General features: G+C 70.5%; 12 protein-coding genes. 4 read left to right on the top strand and 8 right to left on the bottom strand.

The genetic code is table 11. The features are described from left to right. On the bottom strand, positions 1 to 137 hold a 137-nt coding region (locus JNL41_RS15390), incomplete at its 3' end, for a VIT1/CCC1 transporter family protein (RefSeq protein WP_293476418.1). 95 nt (positions 138 to 232) lie between these two features. Then, the gene (gene carB / locus JNL41_RS15385; protein WP_293476416.1) at positions 233 to 3,523 is read right to left on the bottom strand and encodes a carbamoyl-phosphate synthase large subunit; all 3,291 of its coding nucleotides are present in this window, start codon (positions 3,521 to 3,523) and stop codon (positions 233 to 235) included. A gap of 242 nt (positions 3,524 to 3,765) precedes the next feature. Here carB and JNL41_RS15380 point away from each other — a divergent pair, with 242 nt between their 5' ends. After that, positions 3,766 to 3,999: a hypothetical protein gene (locus tag JNL41_RS15380; protein ID WP_293476414.1), complete on the top strand. Its 234-nt coding sequence runs from the start codon at positions 3,766 to 3,768 to the stop codon at positions 3,997 to 3,999. 70 nt (positions 4,000 to 4,069) lie between these two features. Here JNL41_RS15380 and JNL41_RS15375 read toward each other — a convergent pair whose 3' ends face one another. Then, positions 4,070 to 4,732, bottom strand: coding sequence for a PEPxxWA-CTERM sorting domain-containing protein (locus tag JNL41_RS15375; RefSeq protein ID WP_293476412.1), 663 nt, complete (start codon positions 4,730 to 4,732; stop codon positions 4,070 to 4,072). 299 nt (positions 4,733 to 5,031) lie between these two features. Between JNL41_RS15375 and JNL41_RS15370 the strand changes: the two genes are divergently transcribed. Together JNL41_RS15370 and JNL41_RS15365 are read left to right on the top strand one after the other, a co-directional pair. Then, the gene (locus JNL41_RS15370; protein WP_293476410.1) at positions 5,032 to 5,589 is read left to right on the top strand and encodes a sigma-70 family RNA polymerase sigma factor; all 558 of its coding nucleotides are present in this window, start codon (positions 5,032 to 5,034) and stop codon (positions 5,587 to 5,589) included. After that, entirely contained in the window at positions 5,586 to 6,344 is a 759-nt protein-coding gene (locus JNL41_RS15365) for an anti-sigma factor (RefSeq protein ID WP_293476408.1), read from the top strand. Before JNL41_RS15370 ends, JNL41_RS15365 begins: the two co-directional genes overlap by 4 nt. Before the next feature lie 401 nt (positions 6,345 to 6,745). On the opposite strand, the gene JNL41_RS15360 is transcribed toward JNL41_RS15365, so the two are convergent. From JNL41_RS15360 to JNL41_RS15340, 5 genes are all read right to left on the bottom strand, one after another. After that, positions 6,746 to 7,441: an HAD family hydrolase gene (locus JNL41_RS15360; RefSeq protein ID WP_293476406.1), complete on the bottom strand. Its 696-nt coding sequence runs from the start codon at positions 7,439 to 7,441 to the stop codon at positions 6,746 to 6,748. Positions 7,442 to 7,479: 38 nt separating this feature from the next. Next, on the bottom strand, positions 7,480 to 7,725 hold the full coding sequence (locus JNL41_RS15355) for a DUF1272 domain-containing protein (RefSeq protein WP_293476404.1): 246 nt from the start codon (positions 7,723 to 7,725) through the stop codon (positions 7,480 to 7,482). Positions 7,726 to 7,790: 65 nt separating this feature from the next. Further along, positions 7,791 to 8,423 carry a VOC family protein gene (locus JNL41_RS15350; RefSeq protein WP_293476402.1) on the bottom strand — a complete coding sequence of 211 codons (633 nt, stop codon included), beginning with the start codon at positions 8,421 to 8,423 and terminating at the stop codon, positions 7,791 to 7,793. Beyond that, positions 8,420 to 8,860 (bottom strand): DUF1330 domain-containing protein, encoded by a 441-nt coding sequence (locus JNL41_RS15345; protein ID WP_293476400.1) that lies wholly within the window; start codon positions 8,858 to 8,860, stop codon positions 8,420 to 8,422. The genes JNL41_RS15350 and JNL41_RS15345 overlap by 4 nt, the downstream gene beginning before the upstream one ends. 12 nt (positions 8,861 to 8,872) lie before the next feature. Next, the gene (locus JNL41_RS15340) at positions 8,873 to 9,718 is read right to left on the bottom strand and encodes an ATP-binding protein (RefSeq protein ID WP_293476398.1); all 846 of its coding nucleotides are present in this window, start codon (positions 9,716 to 9,718) and stop codon (positions 8,873 to 8,875) included. A 254-nt stretch (positions 9,719 to 9,972) separates the two neighbouring features. Here JNL41_RS15340 and JNL41_RS15335 point away from each other — a divergent pair. Continuing rightward, positions 9,973 to 10,884, top strand: a 912-nt coding sequence (locus JNL41_RS15335; RefSeq protein ID WP_293476396.1) for a carbamoyl phosphate synthase small subunit, incomplete at its 3' end; no start/stop codon positions are given.

Here is a 10,884-nt window from a genome sequence, read left to right as displayed (position 1 = left end):
CTGCGCCCCTGGCCCGCGGCGGCCATGCCGGCGAGGAGACTGGCCGTGGAGACGATGCCGTCGTTGGCGCCGAGCACCGCGGCGCGCAGCCAGCCGATCCGCTGGACCGCGTGACCTTCGAAGTGGCGTAGCGGCATGGCGGAATCCTTGCGGGCTCAGAGGAAGGCTGGTCCGCCCTGTCATCGGCGGCAAGGCCACGCCTCGAGCGACGTCATGGGCGCGGCGGGGCGGCTCAGGCGTAGCTCTGCAGGGGACGCACTTCCAGCGGGGCCTCGGCGGTTGCGGCGATGGCGCGCGCGGCCGCCAGCGCCGCGGGCGTGGTGGTGAAGTAGGGGATCTTCATCATCAGCGCGGTGCGGCGGATCTCGAAGCTGTCGAGCAGCGACTGCTTGCCCTCGGTGGTGTTGAAGACGAGCTGCACCTCGCCGTTCTTCATCGCGTCGACGATGTGTGGGCGGCCCTCCAGCACCTTCTTCACGACCTCGACGTCGAGGCCGCGCTCGGCGAGATAGGCGGCCGTGCCCGCGGTGGCGAGCACGCGGAAGCCGTTCTCGATCATCTGGCGCACCGGCTCGGCGATCCAGGCCTTGTCTGCGTCCTTCACCGAGACGAACAGGCAGCCGCCGACCGGCAGCACCGTGCCGCCGCCGAGCTGGCTCTTGGCGAACGCGCGGGCGAAGGCGGGGCCGGCGTCCTCGCCGGGGCGGATCCAGTCGAGGCCCATGACCTCGCCGGTGGAGCGCATCTCGGGGCCCAGGATGGTGTCGACGCCGGCGAAGCGGGCGAACGGGAACACCGCCTCCTTCACCGCGATGTGGTCGTAGGGGGTCTCGGTCAGGTTGAAGTCGCTGAGCGGCTTTCCGGCCATCAGCTTGGCGGCGATGGCGGCCACCGGCTCGCCGATGGTCTTGGCGACGAACGGCACCGTGCGGCTGGCGCGCGGGTTGACCTCCAGCACGTAGATGCGGGGCTCGGCGCCCTGCGGCTCCTCGATCGCGAACTGGACGTTCATCAGGCCGCGCACGTTCAGCGCCTTGGCCATGGCCTCGGCCTGGCGCTTCAGTTCGTCGATGGTCTCGGCCCTGAGGCTGAAGGGCGGGAGGGAACAGGCGCTGTCGCCCGAATGCACGCCGGCTTCCTCGATGTGCTCCATCACCCCGGCCACGAACACCTCGCCCGAGGCGTCGCAGAGGGCGTCCACGTCCACCTCGGTGGCGCGGCTCAGGTACTGGTCGATGAGGACGGGGCTGTCGCCGCTGACCTGGACGGCGGTGGCGATGTAGCGCTCGAGCTGCTCGTCGTCGCGGACGATCTCCATGGCCCGGCCGCCCAGCACGTAGGAGGGACGGATCACCACCGGGTAGCCGACCTTGTGCGCGGCGGCGAAGGCCTCGTCGCGGCTGCGGGCCAGGGCGTTCACCGGCTGGGCGATGTTCAGGCGGTGGAGCAACTGCTGGAAGCGCTCGCGGTCCTCGGCCAGGTCGATCGCGTCGGGGCTGGTGCCGAGGATCGGGATGCCCGCGTCCTCCAGCGGCTTGGCCAGTTTCAGCGGGGTCTGGCCGCCGAACTGGACGATGACGCCCAGCAGCTCGCCGTTCGACCGCTCGGTCTCGATCAGTTCGAGCACGTCCTCGGCCGTCAGCGGCTCGAAGTAGAGGCGGTCGGAGGTGTCGTAGTCGGTCGAGACGGTCTCGGGGTTGCAGTTCACCATGATCGACTCGACGCCGATCTCGTCCAGCGCGTAGGCGGCGTGGACGCAGCAGTAGTCGAACTCGATGCCCTGGCCGATGCGGTTGGGGCCGCCCCCCAGGATGATCGCCTTCCTGCGCTCGCTGGGCTCGCTCTCGCAGTCGGGCTGCTGGCCGAGCGCGCCGGTCTCGTAGGTGGAGTACATGTAGGGCGTCGAGGCGCGGAACTCGCCGGCGCAGGTGTCGATGCGCTTGAAGACGGGCCGCACGCCCAGCGCCCGGCGCTGCTCGCGCACCTCCGTCTCGGTGGTGTGGGTGAGCCTGGCGAGGCGGGCGTCGGAGAACCCCTGGGCCTTCAGCCTGCGGAAGTCGGCGGCGGTGGTCGGCAGGCCCTCCGCGCGAACGGCCTCCTCCTGGCGCACCAGGGCCTCGAGCTGGCGCAGGAACCAGGGCTCGTAGCTGCAGGCGCCGTGGACCTCGTCGACGGTCAGGCCGGCGCGGAACGCCTGGGCGATGACGCGCAGGCGGTCGGGGGTGGGCGTCGCCAGCGCGCGCAGAACCGCCGCATGGCCCATCTCGGGATCGTCGCCGCCGTCGATGGCGACCTCGTCCAGGCCGGTCAGGCCCGTCTCGAGGCCGCGGAGCGCCTTCTGCAGGCTCTCGGCGAAGGTGCGGCCGATGGCCATGACCTCGCCCACCGACTTCATCGAGGTGGTGAGGTACGGCTCCGAGCCCGGGAACTTCTCGAAGGCGAAGCGCGGGATCTTGGTGACGACGTAGTCGATGCTGGGCTCGAACGAGGCCGGCGTCGCGCCAGTGATGTCGTTCATCAGCTCGTCCAGGGTGTAGCCGACGGCCAGGCGGGCGGCGACCTTGGCGATCGGGAAGCCGGTGGCCTTCGACGCCAGCGCCGAGCTGCGCGACACCCGCGGGTTCATCTCGATCACGACCATGCGCCCGTCGGCCGGATTGACCGCGAACTGCACGTTCGAGCCGCCGGTCTCGACGCCGATCTCGCGCAGCACCGCGATCGAGGCGCGGCGCATCCACTGGTATTCCTTGTCGGTCAGCGTCAGCGCCGGGGCCACGGTGATCGAGTCGCCGGTGTGGACGCCCATCGGGTCGATGTTCTCGATGGAGCAGACGATGATGCAGTTGTCCGCGCGGTCGCGGACCACCTCCATCTCGTACTCCTTCCAGCCCAGCACGCTCTCCTCGATGAGGACCTCGGTGGTGGGCGAAAGGTCGAGGCCGCGGGCCACGATCTCGCGGAACTCCTCGGCGTTGTAGGCGATGCCGCCGCCGGTGCCGGCCAGCGTGAACGACGGGCGCACGATCGCGGGCAGGCCCACGAACTCCAGGCCCTCCAGGGCCTCGTCCATCGTGTGGGCGGCCTTGGACTTGGGGCTCTCCAGCCCGATCTTGTCCATCGCGTCGCGGAATTTCTGGCGGTCCTCGGCCTTGTCGATCACGTCGGCCTTCGCGCCGATCATCTCAACGCCGTACTTCGCCAGCACGCCGCTGGCTTCGAGGGCGAGCGCGGTGTTGAGCGCCGTCTGGCCGCCCATGGTGGGGAGCAGGGCGTCGGGCCGCTCCTTCTCGATGATCTTCTCGACCATCTCGGGGGTGATCGGCTCGATGTAGGTGGCGTCGGCGACGTTGGGATCGGTCATGATCGTCGCCGGGTTCGAGTTCACCAGCACGATCCGGTAGCCCTCGGCGCGCAGCGCCTTGCAGGCCTGGACGCCGGAGTAGTCGAACTCGCAGGCCTGACCGATGACGATCGGCCCCGCGCCGATGATCAGGATCGAGGAGATGTCGGTACGTTTGGGCATGTGTCTCGCGCGCACGGGCCGCGCGGGCTTTCGCGCCGCCGGTTTCGGTCAGGTTGCAGGTTAAGGCGCCCCAATAGAGGGGTAGGACCGCGCGTGCAAGGGCGCTTCACGGCAGGCGGCGGCGAAGTCGCGGGCCGCGTTTTTGTTCCGCGAAATTTCTCTTACGAATCACGCAACTAAGCGCGCGCTCGGGCTCTCTCCTTACAGGGCGGGGATATCCCGCCCGGAAGATCGGAGTTCACATGAGTCTGCTGGAGCGCATCCCGACCCTCAGCGACGAAGAGGTCGTGAATCTGCTGGCCAACGCGCAGCGGCTCGCCGAGACCGGCGACGACAAGCAGAAGGCCGCCGCCGCCGAGCTCCTCCCGGCGCTGCAGGACGAGGCCGACGCCCGCAAGGCCGAGCGCCTCGACCGCGCCAAGGAAAAGCGCGCCGCGACCCGCAAGGCCTCGATGAAGGCTCAGGCCGCGGCCTGACCGGCGCGCGGACGCAAAAAAGCCCCGGCCGCGAGGCCGGGGCTTCTTCATGTCGGATGCGTCTGAGCGGTCAGGTCGCCATGGCGCGGCCGCGGCGGAGCATCGAGCCCGCCGCGCCGAAGCCCAGGATCAGCAGCGCCCAGGCGCCCGGTTCCGGGACGCCGGCGTTCGTGGCGAACTGATCCACCACCACGTTGTCGACCTGCACGAAGAGGGCGCCGTTCTGCTGCTCGTAGCTGAAGCTCGTGAGCCCCGTCCGATTGAAGATCACGGTCTTCAGGCCGGGATCGACGCCGAGCGTCACGAGCTCGGTCTCGACCGAGAACGCCCCCACGCCGACGTCCGGCGTGTAGAAGGTGAACAGCACCGTGCCGCCGCCGCCCGAGTTCAGGCCGTTGGCGAGGTCGATCGCGCCCAGCGTGAAGACGCCGCCGCCGATCTTGGTGACCGTGGTGATCGAACGAGGGAAGTTGTTCGCCAGCGTGGCCCCGTCGGGGTCCGCGTTCGAGGCGTTGCCGCGCGCCCAGACGACGAGTTCGTTGTTGTTGTGGACCTGGCCCGTCCCGTCGTTGGCGAACAGGAAGCCGCCGCTCGTGACCGAATGGTAGACCTCGTAGCCCACCGGAGCGTCGTGGGCGAGTTCGTCGAAGGTGATGGTGGCCGCCTGGGCGGCGGCGCCGAGGCCCATGGCGGCGGTCGCCGCAAGGCTCAGCGCGAGTGTACGGAGTCGCATGAGTAGTCCCCCAGATTGATCCATCCGACCCCGCTGGCCGCTATAGCCCGCGCGCGGGCCTCATGGAACACGGCTCGCGCGCGGCGCGAGCGACAGCCTGACGCCGCTCGCGGCCGCGGGATGAAACCGGTCGCCTTCGCCGCCCGCGCCGCCGGCCCGCCGGGTGCGGCCGTCACGGTCCCAGGGGCGCCGCGAGCGCCGGTGCGCGTGCGACACGCAAGCCTTGCGCATCGGCGCGGGGGCAGGCAGCTTCGCAATATCCGGTTCGCCGATCGGCGGGCACAACGATAGGGACGACCTTGGCCGCCGCCGCGACCTCCGCCGAACTGCTCAATCCGCTCATGGCCCGGATAGCCGCGGGTGAGCGCGATGCCCTGCGACAACTTTATGATGCGACGTCCGCGAAGCTTTTTGGCGTCTGCCTACGTATCCTCTCCGACCGCGAGGAGAGTGAGGACGTTTTGCAGGACGTGTACGTCACCATATGGCGACGGGCCGACCGTTTCGATGCCGGCAAGGCGAGCGTGATGACGTGGGTCAGCACCATCGCGCGGAATCGGGCGATCGACCGCCTTCGGGCGCGCGGTCCCATGGCTTACGCCGAACAGGTCGACGAGCTGGAGATCGCGGACGGGCAAGACAGCGCGGAGACGCTGTTGTCGGCCGCGGACGACCGCAACCGCCTTCAGGGATGCCTGAGCGAGCTGGATGACAGGACGGAGAAGGTCATCCGGACGGCGTTCTTCGAGGGCGTGACATACGAAGCGTTGGCCAAGCGGATGGATGCGCCGCTGGGCACCGTGAAAAGCTGGATTCGCCGGGGACTTGCGAAGCTGAAGGGATGCCTCCAGTCATGAGCGAAGCTCCGGACCTCACCGAACACGAAGCCCTCGCCGCGGAACACGCGCTGGGGGTGCTCGACGCCCGGGAACGGGCGGACGCCGAGAACCGCATGGCCCGCGACCCGGCGTTCGCCGCCGATGTCGAGGCCTGGCGGCAGCGTCTCGCGCCGATGCTGGACAGCATCGCGGCGATCCCGGCCCCACAGGGCACGTGGCAACGGATCGAGCGCAGGCTGCCGGCCAACGACGACCGCGTGGCGCCGGCCAACGACAACGGCCAGCTCCTGAACCGCGTCCGCTTCTGGCGGAACTCGGCGATGGGCGGCTTCAGCGCCGCGGCCGCCGCCCTCGTGGCCGCGCTCGTGGTCGGCAACCAGCCCGCGACGATCCTCACCAAGGAAGTGACGGTCCAGCCGCAGGGCCAGTTGCTGAGCGCCAGCGTGGTCAGCCAGGACACGCGGGTTCAGCCGCTGTTCGTGGCGGCCTACGACCCGGACCGCAAGCAACTGATCGTCACCTCGCTGCTGCCGGAAGGTTCCGACCGCGACAAGGTGCATGAGCTGTGGCTGATCGCCGGTCAGGACAACCCCAAGTCGCTCGGCCTCGTGGAATCCGGCAAGGCCAAGGTGATCGCGCTGCCGACCGAGCTGCTGGCCAAGATGGCCGACGGCGCGGCCCTGGCGGTCTCGCTCGAGCCGCCCGGCGGCTCGAAGAACCCCGACGGTCCCAGTGGCCCGGTCATCGGCGTGGGCAAGCTCTCGAAGCTCTGACCGCCACACCATCGGCAAGGACACGAAGCCGTCGCGAGCCCCGCGGCGGCTTCTGCGTCTGCGGCTGAAATCAACCGGCGTTTTCGCTGAACGGTGCTGCGGAAACGGCGGCCCGCGTGTCCGATTTGTCGCATCGGATCGGGCGTTTGCGGCGTTACCCTGACATCATGCGACGCGCATTGCTCAGCCGGTTGGACAGGATGTCGCGCGACACCTTCGCCACTGCCCAGCTTGCCCGCCGCATGGTCAAAGCTCCGCCCACGGCCAAGCCGTCTCCGCCCCACCCGCGCCGGGATCTCGACGCTTATGTGTGACCGCATGTTCTCGTACTGCGCCAGCCGCCTCGCCGGCCTTTGCTCGGCGGACGGCTGCGACAAGGGCGACGAGACGTCCGAGGCCGGCTACGCCAGGCTGCGCACCCAGGCGGGCAACTCGGCGATCGAGGCGAGTTCGGTGAACCGGGGGTGTTCGGCCGGGGCCTCGGCCACTTCGTGGGCCCAGGTGATGGGGTAGGGGATGTGGGCGCCCCACGCGCCTGCGTCGAGCGCCGGCAGGATGTCCGAGCGCATGGAGTTGCCGACCATCACCGCCTCGGGCGCCCCGGTGCCGTAGCGGTCGAAGACGCGGACGTAGGTCTGCGCATCCTTCTCGCTCACGATCTCGACGGCGGCGAAGAGGTCGCCCAGGCCCGAGGCGGCCAGCTTCTGCTCCTGGTGCAGGAGGTCGCCCTTGGTGATGAGCACGAGGCGGTAGCCGTCGGCCAGGTCGTGCAGGGCCTCGTCCACGCCCGAGAGCGGCTCGACCGGATGCGCGAGCATGTCGCGGCCGGTCGCCAGGATCTCGGCGATCAGCCGGCCGGGCGGGTCGCCGCCGGTCAGTTCCATCACGGTCTCGATGGCCGACAGGGTGAAGCCCTTCACGCCATAGCCGTAGAGCCGCAGGTTGCGCTTCTCGATCTCGGCCAGCTTGGCGGTGGTGACCTCGTGGTCGGCGAAGTCGGCGAGCATCTCGCGCAGGCGGTCCTGCGTGAGGCGGAAGATCGTCTCGTTGTGCCAGAGCGTGTCGTCGGCATCGAGGCCGACCGTGGTGATGCGCATGGCGCGGGCTCATAGCGGAGCCCGCGACGGTGTCTAGACTAGGCGGCACAGGCCTTGTGGGGCTTGGTGACGCGCTCAGTCGACGCCGGGAACCTCGCCAGCGCCGCCGCCGGGCGGATGGGACGCTCCACGAGGTTGCCGCCGCAGTTGGGGCAGCGGCCTTGGAGGCGGGTGTCCGCGCAGTCGGCGCAGAAGGTGCATTCGAAGGTGCAGATGCGGGCGAACGCGCTGTCGGCCGGCAGGTCGCGGTCGCAGCATTCGCAGTTGGGTCTGAGCGCGAGCATGGCGGCATCATCGCCCAGGCGCCGCCGTAGCGGAAGGACAGGGTTGCCTTGTTTTCCGGCCGGGGTCAGGGGCCGGAGAAGACCACCGGGCCGCTGACGCCCTCGATCTCGGCGGTCATCCGCGCCGGACCCTCGGCGACCTCGATGTCGAGGCCGAGCGCCTGGTAGATATGCCGAAGCTCCGCCGCCTGCGGATGAGCGACGCTGAAGCGGATCAGGCGCGCACCCGTGGGCGAGGTCGTGGCCGGATGGGGCGTTGCGCGCCAGTCGATGAAGAAGGGGACGAACCGCCCGAACGCGTGGCCGCCGATGAAGAGCATCCGCCACTCGAGGAGCTCGCCCGCCTCGGCGCGGCGTGAACCGGGGACCGGGTCCATCGGCGCGAGGCCGGCGGCGCGGGCCGCGGCGGCGACGGCGTCGAAGTCGGCGGCCCGAGCGGCCCACATCCCGAGGGTCGGACCCGCGAGGCCCGCGAGCTGGCGGCCGTTGCCGGTGGGCTCGGACTGGCCGGGCGCGGGCGCCATCACCTCGAGGTAGACGCGGCCGCCCAGCGACAGCAGCGCGTTGGCGGTCCCCATCGTGGGGTGGACGCCGCCCGGAGCGGGCGCGACGCCGAGCCGGGCCGTCACCTCGCGGACGCCGGCTTCGAGGTCGGGCGCCCCGAGCACCAGGTGGTCGAGACGCACGTCGGGGCTCATTCCCCGAAGCCCTCGCCGAGGTCGCGGACGGGATCGAGGCGCAGGAGGCGGGAGTCGGCGACGCCCGCCGTCCGGTGCTTGACCAGTTCGCGGTACTCGGGGTCGCGGACCATGGCGATGAAGGCCTCGGACGTGGGGTACTCGGCGATGAAGGCGATGTCCCAGGCCTCGGAACCGGGCCCGGTGACCATCACCTGCGGCTTGCCGGCCCAGACCTGGCGGCCGCCCAGGCGGGCGAAGATGTGGGCGGTGGTGCGGCCGTAGGCGCGATAGGCGTCGAGGCCCGAGAGGTCCTTGCCGTGGTCGGGGTGGCCTTCCGGATATTCCGCCTTCGGCTTCAGGCGGATCAGGTTCAGCATCTGGATCGGCTGGTCGCGGGGCAGGCCCTTGAAGACCTCCCAGGCCTCGCGGCCGGGGTCGATGTAGCTGTCGGCCATGGCGGCGCCCCCTTACGGCCCGGCGGGCCGGGGCCTCCGCGTACCACGCCGCCGCGCGGGCGTCTCGCAGGCGCGCTTCGTCTCGGGCGCGCGCCGGAGCGTGAAGTAGAAGGCCGCGCCCCCGCCGCTGGCGCGCTCGACCCAGAGCCGGCCGCCGTGCGCCTCGACGATGCCGCGGCTGATCGAGAGGCCTACGCCCATGCCCTGCGGCTTGTCGGTGACGAAGGGCTGGAAGAGGCGTGCGGCCACGCCGGGCGAGACGCCCGGGCCGCTGTCGATCACATGGACGCGGATCAGGTCGCCGTCGGGCGCGGCGCCGACGCGCAGCTCGCGCCAGGGCAGGTCCTGCATGGCTTCCATGGCGTTGCGCACCAGGTTCACGACCACCTGCTGCACCTGCACCCGGTCGGCGAGCACGTCGCAGGCGCGGTCGTCGAAGTCGTAGTGCAGGACCACGCTCTCACGGGCGATGTCGGCCATGGCGAGATCGATCGCCTCGGCGACCAGTTCGGGAAGCGCCAACGGGGCCAGGGCCACTTCGCTGCGGTGGGCGCCGTCGCGGACGCGGGCCACGATCTCGGCGGCGCGGGCCGCCTGTTCGCCCATCTTGCGCAGCAGGTCCCGCAGCTCGGCGTCGTCGCCGGCGATCCGCTCGGCCGCGGCCGCATAGTTGTTGATCGCCGCCAGGGGCTGGTTCAGCTCGTGCGCCAGGGTCACCGCAAGCTCGCCCATGGCGTTCATCCGGGCGGCCTGGGTGAACTGGAACTGGATGTCGGCCCGGCGCCGCGTCCACGGCTCGTTCCGTTGTTCGGGGCGTTGATCGGCCCGCTTGTCCGGGGCCTCGGCCGGCGTCGGCATCAGGCGCGAGAATCCCGCGAGCCATCGCGCGAACGCGGCGACTGGTCCTTCGGCGGCGTCCACGGCCCAACCCGTGGTGCTCGACCTTCTACGCGTCACTCAGGAGATCCCTAGACCCTGCCCCGGAAGCTACAATCCCAACGGGAATTTACAATAGAATTCCTACCAGAACGGGCGGTCATCGTGTCGCGCATTGACCCGCCCCCCGCGAGTCACTAGCTACGCGGCCGTTTGCCCAACAGGAGCCCCTGCCGATGACCCGCGACCTGCTGCCCGGCGTCACCGGCGTTCTGGCCCTCGCCAACGGGACGGTCCTGCAGGGGATCGGCGTGGGCGCGACCGGCGAGGCGGTGGGCGAGGTGTGCTTCAACACCGCCATGACGGGCTACCAGGAGATCCTGACGGACCCGTCCTACATGGCCCAGATCGTGGCCTTCACCTTCCCGCACGTGGGCAACGTCGGCACGAACGTCGAGGACATCGAGCAGATGTCGGGGTCGGCCGAGACCGCGGCGCGCGGCGCGATCTTCCGCGACGTCCCCACGCGGCCGGCCAACTGGCGCGCGGACACCGATCTCGAGACCTGGATGCAGCGCCGCGGCGTCATCGGCCTGGCCGGCGTCGATACGCGCGCGCTGACCCGGTCGATCCGCGAGCACGGCATGCCGCACGGCGTGATCGCCCACGATCCGGACGGCCGGTTCGACCTGGACGCGCTGGTCGCCAGGGCCCGCGCCTGGCCCGGGCTCGAGGGGCTGGACCTCGCCAAGGACGCCTCGTGCCTGCAACCCTTCGTCTACGAAGAGGGGCTGTGGAGCTGGGAAGGCGGCGGCTACGCGAAGGCGGCCGAGACGCCGAAGTACGAGGTCGTGGTCGTCGACTACGGCGTGAAACGCAACATCCTGCGCGCGCTGAGCTCGCTGGGCGCGCGGGTGACGGTAGTGCCGGCCACGACGAGCGCCGAGGACATCCTGGCGCGCAAGCCCGACGGCATCCTGCTGTCGAACGGCCCGGGCGACCCGGCCGCGACGGGCGAGTACGCGGCGCCCGAGATCCGGAAGCTGGTGGACAGCGGCAAGCCCGTCTTCGGCATCTGCCTCGGCCACCAGATGCTGGCCCGCGCGCTCGGGGCGAAGACCGTGAAGATGGAGCAGGGCCACCACGGC

Origin of the sequence: Phenylobacterium sp. (assembly GCF_016793285.1) — a bacterium.
In the GTDB taxonomy this organism is placed as follows: Bacteria; Pseudomonadota; Alphaproteobacteria; order Caulobacterales; family Caulobacteraceae; genus Phenylobacterium.
This window is presented reverse-complemented; position numbering and strand designations above follow the sequence as displayed.

Bases quoted from the DNA above. Each gene is read 5' to 3' on its own strand.
- carB (WP_293476416.1), bottom strand. From the start codon at position 3,523: ATGCCCAAACGTACCGACATCTCCTCGATCCTGATCATCGGCGCGGGG.
- JNL41_RS15380 (WP_293476414.1), top strand. From the start codon at position 3,766: ATGAGTCTGCTGGAGCGCATCCCGACCCTCAGCGACGAAGAGGTCGTG.
- JNL41_RS15375 (WP_293476412.1), bottom strand. From the start codon at position 4,732: ATGCGACTCCGTACACTCGCGCTGAGCCTTGCGGCGACCGCCGCCATG.
- JNL41_RS15365 (WP_293476408.1), top strand. From the start codon at position 5,586: ATGAGCGAAGCTCCGGACCTCACCGAACACGAAGCCCTCGCCGCGGAA.
- JNL41_RS15360 (WP_293476406.1), bottom strand. From the start codon at position 7,441: ATGCGCATCACCACGGTCGGCCTCGATGCCGACGACACGCTCTGGCAC.
- JNL41_RS15355 (WP_293476404.1), bottom strand. From the start codon at position 7,725: ATGCTCGCGCTCAGACCCAACTGCGAATGCTGCGACCGCGACCTGCCG.
- JNL41_RS15350 (WP_293476402.1), bottom strand. From the start codon at position 8,423: ATGAGCCCCGACGTGCGTCTCGACCACCTGGTGCTCGGGGCGCCCGAC.
- JNL41_RS15345 (WP_293476400.1), bottom strand. From the start codon at position 8,860: ATGGCCGACAGCTACATCGACCCCGGCCGCGAGGCCTGGGAGGTCTTC.
- JNL41_RS15340 (WP_293476398.1), bottom strand. From the start codon at position 9,718: ATGCCGACGCCGGCCGAGGCCCCGGACAAGCGGGCCGATCAACGCCCC.